This is a genomic window from Thalassotalea sp. ND16A, assembly GCF_000764205.1.
In the GTDB taxonomy this organism is placed as follows: domain Bacteria; phylum Pseudomonadota; class Gammaproteobacteria; order Enterobacterales; family Alteromonadaceae; genus Thalassotalea_A.
Map to the genome: position 1 here is coordinate 51661 of NZ_JQDZ01000034.1, position 17511 is coordinate 69171.

Sequence of the window (17511 nt, forward strand, 5' to 3'; positions counted from 1 at the left end):
TCCATGTTGATACCGGCGTTTTAATTCACGGATGAATGAACTTACAATTGCCATGGACCACTCTCTCACACCCATGTGAACGCGGCATTCATTACGTCCTGTAAATCACGGTATAAATCCCGCTAATTATGTATTTTTTATGCCGGTATGTTAGCTGTTATATCTCAAGACTTAACGTCACCTAAATAGCTATTGCAAAAAAGTTATAACAAGGTGGTAAAAATTTAGTCGATTTATATACCAAAAAATCGCACATTAGGGTTATTGAATTTATTAACCCTTTTGGAGAATTTGGCATGACTAAGTATGGATTAGCCACATACCAATCAAACGCAGATAGCAACGCAGTGACACACACTGCAATTGTATTAGATAACGAATATTTCGACTTACAACAAGCTTATAAAGCCGTCAATCAAACTGTTGATACTTTACCTGCATGGGTCGTGAGTATTAGTGAAGCGGTTCAACAATGGCAAAGCGTAAATGCCGATATTGAGGCATTTGCCGAAATTGCATTAACGCAAAAAGCAAACCTTACCCCGCTAGCTGCGAACATTAAGGTAATGGCACCATTTAAGCCAACGACCATTTTTGGTACCGCATCGAACTATCATGAACATGCCGCCGAAATGCAAACCGTTTTGGCGGCGAAAGAAGACAGCTCACCTTACGTATTTATGAAAGCGACCACCAGTGTGGTCGGCACCAAAGACGATGTGATTCTGCCTCCGGAAACAAAAAAACTGGATTGGGAAGTGGAACTTGGCGTGGTGATTGGTAAGCCCGCCCGCCGGGTAAAAGCGGAAGATGCGCTCGATTACATTGCCGGTTATACGGTAGTCAATGATATTTCCGCGCGAGACTTAAATCGTCGTAGCGACTACCCATTCAAACATGACTGGTTTCGTGGCAAAAGCTGGGACACTTTCTGTCCAATGGGGCCGGTGTTTGTGCCGAAAAGCGGCATCGAAGACCCACATAAGGTGAAGTTAGCGTTATTTTTAAACGACAAACAAATGCAAGACGGTAACACCAGTGAACTTATCTGGGATTTGTTTGAGCAAATTGAATATTTATCAAGCATCTTAACCTTACAGCCTGGCGATGTGATCATGACCGGTACCCCGGCAGGAGTTGGCAAAGGCATTGGTTTATTTTTAAAACCAGGTGATGTGCTACGGGCAAGTGCCGAAGGTGTTGGTGAAATAATTAATACCATCACCGCCGAACAGCTATAGGCGCCGAGCAGTTATAAGCGTCAAAGATAATGACGCTAGTATTGAAAAAAGCAGAATAGGTAAAAAATTATGTATAAGCCAAAACCGATGAAGCTGGGCCATTTAGTCCTTAAAGTTAACGACATTCAAACTTCCGTTAAATTTTATCAAGAAGTTGTCGGCCTCGAAATTTCCGACTGGATTGATGATCGAATGGTGTTTATGAGATCGAGCGACGATCACCACGATTTAGCATTATTGCAGGTACCATTTGAACAAATAGGCAAGCAAGAACCTGAACAATCACGCATCGAGCACTTTTCTTATCAGGTGCAGTCGATTGATGAGATCAAACAAATCACTGCCATGCTGATCGAACGCGGCATTGAAATAGACAGAGGTGTAGGGCGCCATGGGCCAGGGGACAATACCTTTATTGTGTTTAAAGACCCTGATGGCAATAACGTCGAGTTTTATTCAGACATGCTGCAAATTACTGCCGACAAACCTTATCAACCATCGGTATGGCAGGGCAGTATTTTAGAAACCTTTGACCAATGGCAATTAAAAGATTTTGTGGTCGAGCCACCAGAAAGAATTACGGCAATTTTAAAGAAATAAAAAGTTCGGTAGTGACAAGCAACAGGAAAAATTATGGCGATTTTAGCAACCGATTCAAATCAATTTTATTATGAAGTTCATGGTGAAGGCGAACCCATAGTGTTAGCCCATGGCCTTGGCGGTAATCATGCCACCTGGTATCAGCAAGTCGAAGTACTGGCGAAAGCGTATCAAGTGATCACCTTTGATCATCGCGGTTTTGGAATGTCTAGTGACACCGATAACCTGGGTCGTGCTGGCTTTGTCAGCGACTTACTGGCATTAGTTGATCATTTAAACATCGAAAAGGCCGCATTTGTTGGCCAATCAATGGGCGGTGGCACGGTGATAAATTTTGCTAACCAATATCCTGAGCGGGTTGCTGGTTTGGTTATTGCTGATTCGTTGCATGGTTTTACCGAAACCGATGACGTGGCTGCCATTATGGCACAAGCCAGAGTTGATACCGCCAATTTAAGCCAGCTGGATCGGGTACTTGGTAAAGCCTTTAAACAGGCCAACCCGGCTGCCGCGGTGTTGTATCAACAAATAAACAGCTTTAATGCCACCGACAAGAGTAATTTAACCGGCGTTTATGCCGATGAAAAAGTAGCGCCAGCGCAGTTAGCCAGTCTCGGCATGCCTATAATGTTTATCAGTGCTCAAGATGACATTTTGTTTCCGATTGCGGCGGTGCGTTTAGTGCAAGAACAACTGACCGGCTCATTTATGGTTGAGTTTGATAATTGTGGTCATTCGGCATTTTTTGAGCGGGCCGAGGAATTTAATGACAGTGTACTCAGTTTTTTGCAAATGGCAGGCTTAAATCCATTAACTAATTCTGCGCACAGTAATGCTTCCGGTTATGAAAAAGCGATGTAATGCGCGCTAAATAATTGGTCTTATAACAGCAAGAACATACAACAACTACATACGGCAAGTGCAAGCGCACTGGCTAAATCAAGATTTAATAATGGGTAAACACTATGAGTAATAAAACAGTAGCACAACAGGTAATTGACGCGTTAAAAGATTTAGGCGTAAAACATGTATTCGGCGTACCATCCGGTGGCTGGGTTGATTATATGGAAGCAATGCGCAACACCGATGGTATCGATTTTGTATTGGCAACTCACGAAGGTGGTGCCGCATTTATGGCCGATGTCTGTGGTCGTATCACTGGCGTACCAGGCGTGTGTTTTGGCACGTTTGGTCCAGGGGCAACAAATCTGGCAACGGGGGTTGGCAGTGCCTATTTAGACCGGTCACCAATGATCGCCTTAACCGATGAAATGGCAGCGGACAAGCGCAATAGAATTGTGCAAATGAACGTTGACCATCAGGCATTGTTTGCCCCGTTAACGAAAAAAACCACACGTTTAGAAGCTGACAAAGTGCGCGAGATCATCTTCGATGCCGCACAAGTGGCGTTATCTGACGTTCCCGGTCCGGTGCATATCGGTTTACCCGCAGGCATGAGTAGTGAAAAAACTGCAGAGCAAGATATTTCGCCTTACCAAATAAACGCCGCAGGCAAGGCCGATAAGGCGATAATTAGCCAAATGCAGCAATTATTTAGCGATGCCAAAAAACCTGTCATTGCCCTTGGTATGCGCGCCGTTACTGCCGATGTGCAACAACAGATAATCCGCTTTGCCGAAAAGCACAAAGTACCGGTAGTGCTTAGCCCAATGGCCAAAGGGATGATCCCGGAAAGCCACCCTTGTTATGCTGGCGTATTGTTTCATGCCTTAAGTGACGTCGTTGGCCAAACTCATCAACAAGCCGATTTAGTGCTGAGTATTGGTTATGACGAAATTGAGTTTAACTACGAAGACTGGATCCCGAATGTGCCACTGGTGAGCCTAGACATTGTTGCCACCGACCTGGATACCAGTGAATATACTTTAGCTTGTGATGTACTCGGTGATATTAAACACTCGGTAGAACAATTAGCGAAAGTGAAATGTGCAGAAAAAACTTGGGACATGCCAGCCGTGGCTATCAGAAAAGCCGACATGTTTGCGCAAATGAGCCCACAAAATGGTGCGTTTGGCCCGTGTGCAGCGTTAGACGAATTGCGTAAAAAATGCCCGGAAAACGGCATCATGACTTGTGATGTAGGTGCCCACATTCATTTGATCGGACAAAAATGGGCAACCCCTAAACCTGGCTTGCAAATAATGACCAATGGCTGGTCAGCTATGGGCTTTGCCATTCCATCGGCCATTGCCGCCAAGTTGAATAACCCGGATGTGGAAGTTTGTAGTGTGGTTGGCGATGGTGGTTTCTTAATGACTGCCGGTGAGCTGGCGGTGGCGGTACGGGAGAATTTAAAAATTGTCTTCGTGTTATTTACCGACAACGATTTGGCCTTAATCCGCATTAAACAAGAGAAGAAAAGTAATCCGATTTACGGCACGCCTATCCGCGAGCGCGGTACGATTGGCGGCGATAATATTTTTGGTGTGCCAGTAGTGAAAGCCTTTAACCAGGGCGAGTTTGCCCAAGCATTAGATGACGCATTTGCCGGCACAGGCCCGGTAATTGTCGAAGCCATTTTGAATTCTCGTGAATACGATGACTTAGTGTTAAGAAAGGATAAACCATAATATGCAAGCTGTAGCAACACAATGTGCTCAAAACCATGAGCCAGAGCCAATGTACACTCATACGATATTAATTAACGGCGACTGGATTGGTGCAAGCCAAACGATGCAAATCATCAATTCGTTTGATAATAGCGTTATTGGCGAAGTCGCCTGTGCAACCAATACTCATGTCGAGCAGGCGATTTTAAGTGCCAAACAGGCCTTTAAACGTAATCAATTTCTGCCGAGTCATCAGCGGGCGGCTTTTTTAAAATCTGCTGCCGGGAAAATTACTGCGCGGCTTGAAGAATTTGCAACCTTGATAGCACAGGAAACCGGTAAACCTATCGTTGCCGCGCGAAAGGAAGTGACCCGTTGTGTTAACACCCTAACGCTATCGGCAGAGGAAGCCACACGCTTAACCGGTGAAACCGTTAAGTTTGACAGCTTTGCTGGTGGTGAAAATCGTCTGGGTTATTACGAGCATGTACCATTAGGGGTTATCGTCGCGATAACGCCATTTAACGACCCGTTAAATTTAGCCGCCCATAAACTGGGTCCGGCATTGGCTGCCGGTAACTCGGTGATTTTAAAGCCATCGCAGCAGGCACCACTATCGGCGTTAAAGCTGGTTGAAGTATTGATTGAAAGTGGCATGCCCAAAGGTCAGGTGAACGTGTTAACCGGTTATGCCCGAGACTTTGCCGAGGCGCTAGTATCAAGTAAAGATGTGGCTATGGTAACGTATACCGGCGGTGAAGCATCAGGTGAGATCATTGCCAAAAATGCCGGTATCAAGAAACTGGCGATGGAGCTTGGCGCCAACTCACCGGTTATTGTGATGAAAGATGCAAACATCGAAAAGGCGGTAGAGGCTTGTGTCTCCGGTTCATACTGGGCGGTAGGGCAAAACTGTATCGGCGTACAGCGCATTTATATTGAGCAAGACGCATACGATGAATTCAAAGCAAAGTTCATCGCCGAAACGGCACAATTAACCGTTGGCGATCAATTAATTGATGGCAATGACATTGGCCCGATGATCAATGAAAACGAAGCAAAACGTATCGAGACCTGGGTAGCGCAAGCAGTTAGCACAGGGGCGAACCTATTAGTGGGCGGTGAACGCCAGGGCGCTTGTTATTACCCAACCGCGTTAGATAACGTAAAAGAATGCGACAACTTAGTGTGTCAGGAAGCATTTGGCCCGGTAGTAAGCTTATTCCCGTTCACCAATTTGGATGACACCATAGCACTTGCCAATAATGTCGACTTCTCCATTCATGGCGCGGTATTTACCAGTAACATTAATACCGCAATGAAAGTATCACGAGAACTCGATGTTGCCGGCGTAATGGTTAACGATTCAACCGATTATCGTTTGGATGCGATGCCGTTTGGTGGCGCAAAACGTGGCAGCATGGGCCGTGAAGGGGTAAAGTTTGCGGTCAAAGAAATGAGCCAAAGCAAAGTGTTTTGTATGAATTTGGATTGATGATTGACGGCTAGAATTAGAATTTAGCCGCTTTATTTAAGAAACTCTCCCTAGGGTATCAGCGCTATTTCATTGTTTTTTGCAATGTTATAGCGCTTTTTTATTTTGAGCTACTAGCTACTAGCTACTAGCTACTGGCTGCTAGCTACGAGCTGGATATTTGATGAAGCAACTATACTTTGACAATACCAAGTCTGCTCGAAGCTCGAAGCCTGAATTTTTAGCTGCGAGCAACGAGACTACGGGGGAAGCTAGTTTTTTGACATTGCCGTTAACAACAATGCCGATAAGGTGGCAGCAACCGCCAATGTTTGTTGCGAGCTGGTAATGCCTTCACCACTGGTATCGGTAAACGGGGCTAATTCCATCATATCGGCGCCGGTTATTGGGTATTTGGCTGCCAACGCGGATAGAATATCCATTGCTTCCGTTGGGGTCAGGCCATCCGGCTCTGGTGTTCCGGTTGCCGAGGCAAAACTAGAGTCAATCGCATCGATGTCAAAGCTGACATAAAGTTCATCCACCTCTGCACCTTGCAGTTGCTGCAATATGTTTTCAATAATGGCGTCAACGCCAAGTTCTTGCACGTCTTTGGCCCAATGTTGGGTAACCCCAAACTTACCTTGCCAATGTGACTTTGGCATGCCAGTGGAACGAATGCCAATTTGAATTAAATGGGCCGGAGTGGGTAAGTATTCCAAGATATGGGTGCACCAGGAGCCAAAGCACAAATCAATGCCAAGACGTTCGATTAACAAGTCGGTGTGGGCATCAAAATGAATGATCGCCACCTTTTTGCCTTGTTGTTGTTTGGCTTTGAGGTAGGCCTTGGTTAACGGGTAACTGACCGAGTGATCACCACCAATGCCAAATAAGCCTTTATTGGGGTAGGCGGCATAGAACTTTTCCGCCACCAGTTCGGTGATAGATAATGGACTCACCGGATATTCGGCTGCATCATCCTGATAAAAAGCACTGCGGCAATTATTGATGGTGGGCTGATTCAAATATTTATCGTGCAACAAATGCGGGTTCACTCTGACATCGCCAACATCAAAATAGCTCAGCTCTGGCGCTTGTTCGTGCAAAGTGTTGCGCAAGAATAACGGTCCCCAGTTCGCGCCTCGAAGAATACCGCCGCCACAATCAGAGGCAATGCCTAATATCACGGCATTGTTAGAGTTGTGCAAGCTGTTTAATGATTGTTTCCAGGCAACGTCTACTTGTTCGGCTTGTGGGTAAATGGTTTTTTGCAGCTGTTGTTTTCTCTCTTTGGCGGTATTCACCGTATACACCCCATCGCCTGGAGGGCATAAACATGACGTTAACGTCGACAGCAGTTCGGTTTGTAATTTGTTCATAATAAATTCCGTGCTCTGATTTTCAATAATCTCTGGTTTGAGTGGACCATGTTTAAGTGGACCATTCTTAAGTGGACATGATTGCTATTTTATTTGCAAAAACTGTCGAATAGTTGCGCTAACGTCATTGATGTCGGTAACGTTGGCAGGAATAATAAGTACAGTATCATCGCCAGCAATGGTCCCTAATATGCCGATGGATTCGTCCATGGTATCAAGCATGCGCGCCACCAAAGGCGCACATCCACCACTTGTTTTTAAAATAATTTGGTTATCATTATGTTTGATGCCGATAACCACAGTATCTATTGTTTGTTTCACTTTCGGAACGATCAACGCTTCCGGCAAGGTATAGACAATATCGTTGTTGGCATTGCGAGTTTTTACTGCGCCTAACCTTGCTAACATACGAGACGCTTTGGATTGGGTAATGCGCTCAAAACCACGCTGCGACAACTCATAAATAAGCTCTTCTTGAGAACGCACAATTTGTTCTTTCAATAACGCTTTAAACGCTATCTCAAGCTTGGTTTCAGCGGAATGTTTATTTGTCATAACAGTTTTTACCTGATTGTTAATATCATTAGACAAAGCTGGGTCCTGTAACGATTTGAAATTTATAAGGTTGAATTCATACACCTATCATAGTTGAAAATTTAAAAATGGTATTACACCAAGCTGAATAAATAATGGCCCGCCAGGGGGATTAAAGTTTATCTATCAAAGAATGAGCCATTATTTATGCTACTTGGCATAATACCGAAACTAAATTAATTGGCGAAAGCTTGTTTTAGCTTGTTAACCTTGGCTGTTGACAGTTGTTTTAAATTAAACCCGATGAAGCCGTAAACAACCGCCAGTATTGGATTAATGATGTTAAAGAAACAATAAAACAAATAATCTAACGGATTCACCAGCAATACGCTGTACATGTAAGCGCCACAGGTATTCCAGGGAATAAGAGGCGAGGTGATGGTGCCGGAATCTTCTAAAGTACGGCTTAATACCAGCGGGTGCAGGTTTCTGTTTTTATACTCTTCTTTAAACATGCGGCCAGGCATCACTATCGACATGTACTGGTCGGCGGTAACGATATTGGTACCGATACACGTTGCCACTGTACTGGCAATTAAGCTGCCGGTGGATTTAACCGATTTGAGAATGGCCTGTAAAAAGGTTTGTAACATGCCTAAACGCTCTAATACGGCACCAAAGCTTAGCGCACACATAATCAACCAAACGGTATTAAGCATGCTCGACATGCCACCTCCACTGAGTAAGTTATTTAGCTCGGCATTGGCAGTTTTAATGGCAACACCATCGAATAACGCGGTCCATACTACGGTCAGGTTGGCATCGAATGTTGTTGCCGCGGGCTCTGCCAAGCTCATGATCAACGGCTGTTGAAACAATATTGCACAAAGAGCGCCGGCGAGTGCGCCGATGGCAACCGATGGAAATGCCGGGGCCTTGTTAATGGCCAACATAATTAAAATAACCAGCGGAAACAGGTTTTCGATACCAATCGAGTAATTGTCTAATAGCTGCTGGCCCAACACGTTAATGTCTTCATTGGCAAGTTCACGCGACTCTGACAAACCAAGAAAAGTGAATAAAATTAATGCGGTGACAATCGACGGTATTGTCGTGTAAAACATGTATTTTATATGACTAAAAAGTTCGCTGCCGGCAACCGCGGGGGCTAAATTAGTGGTTTCGGACAATGGCGATATTTTGTCGCCAAAATAAGCCCCTGAAATAATCGCACCGGCGGTAATTTCAACAGATAAGCCTAATCCTTGCGCTACCCCAATTAAGGCAACACCAATGGTTGCCGCCGTGGTCCATGAACTGCCAATACTCATGGCAACAACACCACAAATAATACACGCGGCCGGATAAAACCATTGCGGCGATAATATTTGCAAACCATAGTAAATCATCGTCGGCACGGTACCTGATAGTAACCAACTGCCAATGAGTGAGCCCACCGTTAGCAGTATTAACACCGCGCCAAGAGATAGCGAAATGCCTTTCACGATGGCTTTTTCAATCGTCAGCCAACGATAGCCATTTTTTAAACCTATGATGATGGCAACGCCCATGCTCAACAATAAAGCGATTTGATTCGGCCCATAGGAAGAGTTATCGCCAAAATATTTTACCGCCGTTGCAAGTAACACTATCAGGGCAATTATTGGGATCAGAGCATCGGTTAAACTTGGGGTGTTTTCATCATTTAATTCAAGCATACATCATTGCACCAAAATTTATTATTCACGAACTATGCATGAATTATTCACAAGTCATTCACGAAAAGTTCACCTAACCTGCCCGTTTAATTAACAAACTGCAAGAGTTTTTTTGGCTGGTTAGCACGTTACAGTCTCTTTTTAAATCAGATTGTAAATAGTTATGCGCTTGCGATAAATAAACCATGGTTAAAAAACTGGTCTTATCAGTAATTTAGCTTATGCAAAAATTATTCATGATTTATTCATTAATTATTCATTTACAGCAAAGGCTGGCTGGACCCCTGGAAAAGTGGCTAAATATCTAATATCCTTAGGTTATTGGATGGTTAGGTAAGTGTTTACAGTTTGAATGCTTTGTTAATTGCGAAACATAAATAATCGTTAAGCAAAAGCAACTTTATCTACATTTTCTATCGTATTGACTTTGAGACAGGCGAATAAATATTTAAAGGGTAAAAAAAGCATTTTATTTTGTTATTTTTTCGATTTTCAGCGGCGATTCAGTTATTTCCCATGAATGGAATAATGTTATACATCATTTTTGTTTGTAAACTTCCCTTGTGAGCAACTTAATTTAGTCTCTGCTTTGTATAAGCCGGTGCCTAATCAACCTTATCTTCAGCAACGGCCATCAAAGGCACAAATTTGTAGTTTCAATCACTTTTTGATTTTTAATTGATAAAAAATTTTAAAATAGATGAATATATAATTTTTCAGCACCACTGCAGAGATAAAAAAATGACGAAAAGATGGCTGTATGCATGACAGCTGTCTTCGCATAGCGGAAATCTAGCCGTTATCACTATGATTGTCAGTTGTATGATATACAGCTGACCTCAGAGTGTAGAAAGTTATGATCACAATTGCCAACAAAGCGGCCATGATAATTTTCAAATAATGAGCAATAAAAAGGTAGATTTAGATCTACAGCTGTCATTAACTTTAATTGTTGTAGTCTAAACAAATAACATGAAAAAGGACGATTTGTAGGTACTAAAAAGCCGACTCTTTAGGACAATGTTGGAAAAGCTGTAAAGCATCATGAATCCCGTAAATCCGATGATGTTAGAGCTAATCTTCTTTAAAAATGAAATCGTGTACTCAATATCAAGCTCAGTTCATTGTTATTAGTTATGTTTTTAATTACCCCCCCTTCGATGACCCATCTTGGATGTACCCATTGTAGACCGAGTGTAACCTGGTTTGTCATTTCATTACCTTCCTGCCATCGACCATTAAGTTCTGCTACTGTATTTAACTGAGAAACTATCCCCCAATCGGGTAATTGTGAGGGTGACAAGCGATATTGCCATGATAGATCATATTGGCCATTGCTAGGCCTATTATCTATACCTTCTCGATACAATACATCAATATCAAATTCATGTTTATTTTTGAACAAGGTATAGACAAACCCTGCTTGTATGGCTGGTTCGCGATCATTATCACTAGGAACAACTACACCGCCCAATAATGCGAATCTTGATGTGCCCGAAAAAAAATCATCTTGTAATACTGTGTGGCGATATAAAACAGAGAAATCCCCTACACGGTTTCTTGCACCAGGTGTTATTTGGTATGGCATTCCGATTAGCAAAGCTTTGTCTTTAGTAAGGCCATATGCTGCACTTGAGATAAAAACATCTCTTTCACCATCTGTTAGGCTTTCATATGAAAATCGTATCACGTAGCCGCCTTTATCAATTGGTAAAGCGACTAATGACCTCATCCCCATGCCATTCGCATTCTGTACATAAAGTAAGGAAATTAGTGCCAAAATGGCAAAGAGTTTAATTCGATTCTTTAATTCTTGCATCAGCGATGACAGTTACTTTTGTTGGCGTAAACCCAGCATCTAATATAGCCTGCTTAATCTTTTCAATAGTTGGTGATTCGGATTCAGTTTCTAACCTGACCTTCTTCATTTTCATGCTCACTTTTACCTTTGATACATCTGCCATTTTTTCAAATGTACGATTTAAGCTATCGACACATAATGCACAAGTCATCCCGTGTACATCAACTTCAATTGTTTTAGCACTAGCTAGTTGAGCAAAAAAAATGACAGTAAATAATGGTAATAATAAAACCTTTTTCATTCTCTAGTTCTCCTTTATAAATTAAAAAAATTGCGAATTGGTAATAACCAGTAGCTTGTAAAAATACCAATAGACCAAAACATTGCACTTAGCCAAAAGATTCTTTTACTCCACAGTTTGGATTTTTTACAAAGGGCTGCTAATGCGGGATCTGTTGGACATCGTTGATTAGGTCGCCAAATGATCCAAGCTAAAGCCATTAGCACCAAAGCGGCTACGGTCAATGTCCACACCTTATGCTCAGAAAGAAAAATAAGTCCTGGTATGTTGTAATTCAAGCTGGCTACTACTGCACCGAACCCCAAGGTAACCAGCAATATAGGTAGGGCACAACAAAGTAAAGTGCCACTGGCTATGAACAGCGCAAGCCATTTTAGGTAAGGTTTTTCAATAAATTCAATGTTAGGCATATTAACTTCCACAACCTGAGCATGAACCACTTTGTTGGATTGGTGGACAAGGAACTGTTCCATAAGAACAAAAAACGCAACAATCACCCTTAAGTGGTTTCATTAATGTCATACAGGCAGTGCATTCATAGAACCATTGGCAAGAGTTTGTTGGCATTTCAAGCAGTTCCTTATGTCCACATTCTGGACATGTTAGGTCTGAAACAGTGATTATGTTACCCATATAAGTTTCCTATATCTTTTATGTTAGTATAGAACCTGTAGTTACTATAGGTTCAAGGGCTTTTTGTATGGGTTTTGAAAAATATTCAATTGGGCAGTTATCTAAGAAATCAGGGTGTAAAGTAGAGACGGTTCATTACTATGAAAGAATCGAATTAATGCCTGAACCACCTAGAACTGAGGGGGGACACCGAGTGTATAGCCTGACTCATGTCAAACGTTTAAATTTTATTCGACGTAGCCGTGAATTGGGCTTTAAAATTGAACAGATTAGAGAGTTGCTTAAGTTCATTGATGAACCAAACCACTATTGTGGTGAAGTTAGAGCGATGGCAATGCAACAATCTAGAGTAGTGCAGGAAAAAATACTGGATTTGCAACGGCTTCAATCAGCATTAGATGAGATGGTTACCCATTGTAAAGGCAATCAAAACTCCATAGATGATTGCCCTATAGTAGATGCTCTTTTCACTGAAAATCGCGATGGAATACTTTAAAACTGTGACCAAAAGTTAATGATCACTACATCCTAATTAATTTGAGCCTAGCAATGATAAAAAATCTGAATACATAACAATTTATTAGTTCGCAAAAAGTTTTAAAAAACGTACCTTTTACTTTCTTTAATTTAATAAATTACATTAAAATTATCAGGTTATTTATTGAAGAGCTAGTTATAGACGCCAAATCTCATTGCTGTGTAATGTTGATCTATTCATATGTACTCGGACCCCGTTTGATACTATGGTAGCTTCAACTATGGGACCTAAATTTGTTGTACATTCAGGAAAGCTAAGTGCTAATAATGCATATTCCGGAGCATCGTGAACAGTCATTCCCCAAACCGTCGTGAACACCTATTCTCGGTGTTCACGTTCGCCGGAATATGCACTAATAAATCACAATCTAGGGCATCTATTAAGCAGTGACGTGCAGTTTCAATGGCTTCCATACCCTTAACTTGGTACGTTAATGCATTATCAGCAATATCTTGAATTTCGCGATCATATTCAGGGCGCTAATTTAGTTCAGCATGAGTTGATTCAACAATAGTATTCATAGTCATTTTCTTAAAATAACATCAATAGACGCTAATTGGAAAGGAGAACGCTTTCTTCAGAGCCAGAGTCAATCGAAGGAAATATCCATTGCCGGTACAAATTAATCAATGCTTCAATTTGCCCCCCTAATTATCTGCCGATAAAATCAAAATTGACCATTGTTTTTTATAAATAGGACTATAATAGTACTATATAGGAGGGGTTATGTTACGAGTGAGCAAACTTACAGATTATGGTTCAGTGATCTTGGCTTATATGGCACAACATCCTGACCAAAAACTAAGTGCGGCGAGTTTGGCCAACGCAATTTCGTTACCACCAACAACAGTTAGCAAGTTATTGAAATTAATGGTTAATAATAATTTGTTGTATTCAACTCTTGGCAAGGCTGGTGGGTATCAACTTGCACGACCAGCAGAAAAAATTTCTTTAGCAGAAATTATCAGTTCATTAGAGGGACCTATAGCTCTGACTGAGTGCAATGTAAAAAAGGGGCTATGCCGCACAGAGGAGCATTGCAATATACGTCAAAACTGGCGGGATATTAATCGGATGATCTACCAAAGCCTAGCGCAAGTGAGTTTGAAAGAGATGTTACCGGCTGATGATAGAGTCATCAATTCAATAATGCTCAGTGGTTAACGCCGAGGGGGGGAGTATAGCTGAAAGGTGGAATAGTTATGGCTAAACAATCGCAATCACAATCACAATCACAAGAACTGGAACGCTTGGTCAGTGGCGAATACCCTCATGGTTTTGTTACTGAGCTAGAAACCGATAGCCTGCCACCCGGTTTGAATGAGGGAGTGATAAGGCAGATCTCAGCCAAGAAAAATGAACCTGAGTTTATGCTGAAATGGCGTCTACAGGCTTATCGACACTGGCTAACCTTAGATGTTCCCAAATGGTCAAAGGTGCATTACCCGCCGATAAATTACGACGACATCATTTATTATAGTGCCCCCAGAAGCAACGATAGCGGTCCTAAGAGTTTAGATGACGTTGCCCCTGAAATTCTTCAGACCTATGAAAAGTTAGGTATTCCGCTGCACGAGCGGGCGCAGTTAGCTGGCGTCGCGGTTGATGCAGTGTTTGATAGTGTTTCTGTCGCCACGACCTTTAAAGAGCAGTTGGCCAAGGTTGGGGTGATTTTTTGCTCTTTTTCCGAGGCGGTACAAAACCATCCTGAACTGGTTAAGCAATATCTAGGCTCCGTGGTGCCATATACCGATAACTATTATGCGGCGCTCAATGCGGCGGTGTTTAGCGATGGCTCTTTCTGTTATGTCCCTAAAGGTACTCGCTGTCCGATGGAGTTGTCCACTTACTTTCGTATTAACTCTCTTAATACCGGGCAGTTTGAGCGCACTCTTATCATCGTAGAAGATAACAGCTATGTCAGTTACCTTGAAGGCTGTACCGCGCCGATGCGGGATGAACATCAATTGCATGCAGCAGTCGTTGAGCTGATTGCTCATCACAACGCCGAACTAAAATATGCTACGGTACAAAACTGGTATCCCGGTGACAAAGAAGGTAAAGGAGGGATTTATAACTTTGTTACCAAACGCGGGTTGTGTCGCGGAAATCACGCCAAAATATCTTGGACTCAAGTGGAAACGGGTTCCGCCATTACCTGGAAATATCCCAGTGTTATTTTACAGGGCGATAACTCAAGTGGTGAGTTTTATTCCGTTGCCTTAACCAATAATTATCAACAAGCCGATACGGGGACTAAGATGACCCATATTGGCAGAAACACTACCAGCACTATTATTTCCAAGGGGATTTCAGCAGGTCATGGTTCCAACGCTTATCGAGGCTTAGTGCATGTTGGCCCGAATGCCAGCAATGCTCGTAATTACAGCCAATGTGATTCGCTGTTGCTTGGAGAATACTGCTCTGCCCATACTTTCCCTTATATTGAGGTTAAACATCCTTCTGCAAAAATTGAACATGAGGCAACCACGTCAAAAATAAGTGACGAGCAACTCTTCTATTGCTTGCAGCGGGGTATCACTGCGGAAGATGCGGTTTCGATGATCATCAATGGCTTTTGTAAAGAGATATTTCGTAAGCTGCCAATGGAGTTTGCGGTTGAAGCGCAAGCACTGATGGAAGTTAGCCTGGAAGGATGTACAGGGTAAAATGAAGCAAAGCAGCAGATATACAACAGCTATGCAAAGGAGTCTAGTATGTTGACAATCAACTATTTACACGTGGATATTCAGGGTAATACGATCCTTAAAGGGGTCAGTTTGTCTGTGAAAGCGGGAGAGGTTCATGCCATCATGGGGCCGAATGGTTCTGGAAAAAGTACCTTAGCTAATGTATTGGCTGGCCATGAAGACTATCAGGTAACCGCTGGCGACGTCCTATTTAAAGGTCGTAATTTATTAGCACTGTCTGCTTCTGAACGGGCCTGTGAGGGTATCTTCTTGGCATTTCAATACCCAGTTGAAATTCCAGGCGTAAGTAATATTCAATTTTTGAAAACGGCACTCAACAGCCAGCGAAAATACCAAAAACTCGATGAGCTTGATGCAATAGATTTTTTACAACTGGTAAAAACTAAAGTAAATCAGGTTGGCATGGCAGAACAACTGCTTTATCGCTCGGTCAATGAGGGTTTTTCCGGAGGCGAAAAAAAACGCAATGAAATTTTGCAAATGTTGGTGCTCGAACCCAAATTGGCGATTCTTGATGAAACGGATTCTGGACTGGATATTGATGCGCTTAAATTAGTGGCAAAGGGGGTCAATGCCTTTCGACTTTCTGATACAGCTACGTCAGAGCGTGCCATTATTCTGGTGACCCACTACCAACGCTTGTTGAACTATATCAAACCTGACTTTGTTCATGTATTGCTCGATGGTGAAATTGTACAATCGGCAGGACCCGAGTTGGCGCTGGAATTGGAAGAAAAGGGCTACGCAAACTTTATTCATGAAGCACCATTTTCTGGTTGAAAAACGGACTAAATAAAGGGTCATAACCCATAAAAATGCGATTAAAAGTGGTCCGTCTAAGCTATTGGCAGCCTTGAATCATTAAAATATTGGAGGCAAAGATGAACCTCTGTGAGCGTTTCATCCAAGATTACCACCAAAGCAAGATGTTCTTGTCCGGGCTTTCATTGCCCTGGTTAACTGCCGAGCGGGAGAATGCACTGGCAAGTCTCGCCACTCAAGGTTTGCCCGACACCAGAGATGAAAACTGGAAATATACCAAAATTAAACAGCTAGAGCAGAAGAATTATTGCTCTGCCAAACGATTAGATACCCAGCCCTGGGTTGATCTGTTAGTTGACTTGTGGTCAAACAAGGCATTGGCCAAACGTCTTTTTCCTGGTGAGCATCGTCTGGTATTTATCAATGGTCATTATATTGAGAACCTTTCCAGCGTTAACCTGAACCAGGAGGGGATGGTCTTGCACAGCTTCGCGCAAGCTTTGCAAGACCACGAAGAACTTCTCTCTTCAACGCTGGGGAGTATAGCCGGTTATGAAGAGCAACCTTTTACTGCATTAAATACCAGCATGATGTCAGATGGTGTATTTTTACTGGCCCAGCAGAATACTCGAGTGAATACACCGATTCACTGTCTATTTATTTCCACGGCGACTGAACAAGCCGTGGTGAGCTACCCAAGACTGCTACTCGTGCTAGAAGATAACGCAGTAATAACTCTGGTCGAGCACTACCTTGATATAACCCGACTGGAAAGGAACACGAGGCAAACGCTAGCCAATGGTAATCTGACCAATTCGGTGACGGAAATACGCCTGGGGCCCTATGCCCGGATGAACCACTATAAGTTACAGTATGACTCTGTTGACAGCAGCCACATTTCCGCCATGTATGTGGAACAACAGCGGGCTAGTGCTTTCACATCTCACAGTTATTCATTGGGGGCGGCTCTTGCCCGGCACGATATTCAGATCAGGCTAGCCGGTCGGCAAGCCGAATGCATTTTAAATGGTGCATATTTAGTTGGTGGCAGACAACATGTCGATTATCACACCCAAATTGACCATGTAGCCCCAGGTTGTAGTAGCCAGCAAATTTATAGTGAGCTTACGAGAGCATAGCTCAACTTCTATTTTTCGATCTGATTTAATGACTGCGACTAATTCATCAGGACGCAAACATGTCGAACCAAGATCAACTTATCAACGTTGTTGCTGCATTTGAGCAA

The 17511-nt window shown here is 42.8% G+C and carries 17 protein-coding genes; 10 read left to right on the forward strand and 7 right to left on the reverse strand.

All coding sequences use genetic code 11. The features are described 5' to 3' along the window. Positions 1–296: 296 nt before the first annotated feature. From ND16A_RS13035 to ND16A_RS13015, 5 genes are all read left to right on the forward strand, one after another. Positions 297–1241, forward strand: coding sequence for a fumarylacetoacetate hydrolase family protein (locus ND16A_RS13035; protein ID WP_033076845.1), 945 nt, complete (start codon positions 297–299; stop codon positions 1239–1241). A gap of 69 nt (positions 1242–1310) precedes the next feature. Beyond that, positions 1311–1841, forward strand: a complete 531-nt coding sequence (locus tag ND16A_RS13030) for a VOC family protein (protein WP_033076846.1) — start codon at positions 1311–1313, stop codon at positions 1839–1841. A 33-nt stretch (positions 1842–1874) separates the two neighbouring features. Continuing rightward, positions 1875–2702, forward strand: a complete 828-nt coding sequence (locus tag ND16A_RS13025; protein WP_033076847.1) for an alpha/beta fold hydrolase — start codon at positions 1875–1877, stop codon at positions 2700–2702. Between the two features lie 104 nt (positions 2703–2806). Then, on the forward strand, positions 2807–4432 hold the full coding sequence (locus ND16A_RS13020; RefSeq protein WP_033076848.1) for a thiamine pyrophosphate-binding protein: 1626 nt from the start codon (positions 2807–2809) through the stop codon (positions 4430–4432). A gap of 1 nt (position 4433) precedes the next feature. Beyond that, positions 4434–5906 carry an aldehyde dehydrogenase family protein gene (locus tag ND16A_RS13015; protein WP_235282006.1) on the forward strand — a complete coding sequence of 491 codons (1473 nt, stop codon included), beginning with the start codon at positions 4434–4436 and terminating at the stop codon, positions 5904–5906. 251 nt (positions 5907–6157) lie between these two features. On the opposite strand, the gene ND16A_RS13010 is transcribed toward ND16A_RS13015, so the two are convergent. From ND16A_RS13010 to ND16A_RS21650, 7 genes are all read right to left on the reverse strand, one after another. Continuing rightward, the gene (locus tag ND16A_RS13010; protein WP_033076849.1) at positions 6158–7267 is read right to left on the reverse strand and encodes an arginase family protein; all 1110 of its coding nucleotides are present in this window, start codon (positions 7265–7267) and stop codon (positions 6158–6160) included. Between the two features lie 84 nt (positions 7268–7351). Then, positions 7352–7822 carry a hypothetical protein gene (locus ND16A_RS13005; protein WP_033076850.1) on the reverse strand — a complete coding sequence of 157 codons (471 nt, stop codon included), beginning with the start codon at positions 7820–7822 and terminating at the stop codon, positions 7352–7354. 215 nt (positions 7823–8037) lie between these two features. Further along, on the reverse strand, positions 8038–9519 hold the full coding sequence (nhaC, locus tag ND16A_RS13000; RefSeq protein WP_033076851.1) for a Na+/H+ antiporter NhaC: 1482 nt from the start codon (positions 9517–9519) through the stop codon (positions 8038–8040). A gap of 1084 nt (positions 9520–10603) precedes the next feature. Next, positions 10604–11338, reverse strand: coding sequence for a hypothetical protein (locus ND16A_RS12995; protein ID WP_052072947.1), 735 nt, complete (start codon positions 11336–11338; stop codon positions 10604–10606). Next, positions 11313–11621, reverse strand: coding sequence for a heavy-metal-associated domain-containing protein (locus ND16A_RS12990; RefSeq protein ID WP_033076852.1), 309 nt, complete (start codon positions 11619–11621; stop codon positions 11313–11315). The genes ND16A_RS12995 and ND16A_RS12990 overlap by 26 nt, the downstream gene beginning before the upstream one ends. Before the next feature lie 14 nt (positions 11622–11635). Next, entirely contained in the window at positions 11636–12031 is a 396-nt protein-coding gene (locus tag ND16A_RS12985; RefSeq protein WP_033076864.1) for a hypothetical protein, read from the reverse strand. Between the two features lies 1 nt (position 12032). Continuing rightward, the gene (locus ND16A_RS21650; RefSeq protein ID WP_081945502.1) at positions 12033–12254 is read right to left on the reverse strand and encodes a GDCCVxC domain-containing (seleno)protein; all 222 of its coding nucleotides are present in this window, start codon (positions 12252–12254) and stop codon (positions 12033–12035) included. A 67-nt stretch (positions 12255–12321) separates the two neighbouring features. Here ND16A_RS21650 and ND16A_RS12980 point away from each other — a divergent pair, with 67 nt between their 5' ends. From ND16A_RS12980 to ND16A_RS12960, 5 genes are all read left to right on the forward strand, one after another. Further along, positions 12322–12750: a MerR family transcriptional regulator gene (locus ND16A_RS12980; RefSeq protein ID WP_033076853.1), complete on the forward strand. Its 429-nt coding sequence runs from the start codon at positions 12322–12324 to the stop codon at positions 12748–12750. 777 nt (positions 12751–13527) lie between these two features. Then, positions 13528–13956 (forward strand): SUF system Fe-S cluster assembly regulator, encoded by a 429-nt coding sequence (locus ND16A_RS12975; protein ID WP_235282008.1) that lies wholly within the window; start codon positions 13528–13530, stop codon positions 13954–13956. Between the two features lie 38 nt (positions 13957–13994). Beyond that, positions 13995–15461: a Fe-S cluster assembly protein SufB gene (gene sufB / locus ND16A_RS12970; protein WP_033076855.1), complete on the forward strand. Its 1467-nt coding sequence runs from the start codon at positions 13995–13997 to the stop codon at positions 15459–15461. 48 nt (positions 15462–15509) lie between these two features. Then, positions 15510–16283 carry a Fe-S cluster assembly ATPase SufC gene (gene sufC, locus ND16A_RS12965; RefSeq protein ID WP_033076856.1) on the forward strand — a complete coding sequence of 258 codons (774 nt, stop codon included), beginning with the start codon at positions 15510–15512 and terminating at the stop codon, positions 16281–16283. A 101-nt stretch (positions 16284–16384) separates the two neighbouring features. Continuing rightward, complete coding sequence (locus tag ND16A_RS12960; protein ID WP_033076857.1) at positions 16385–17404, forward strand: SufB/SufD family protein; 1020 nt, start codon at positions 16385–16387, stop codon at positions 17402–17404. Positions 17405–17511 lie beyond the last annotated feature (107 nt).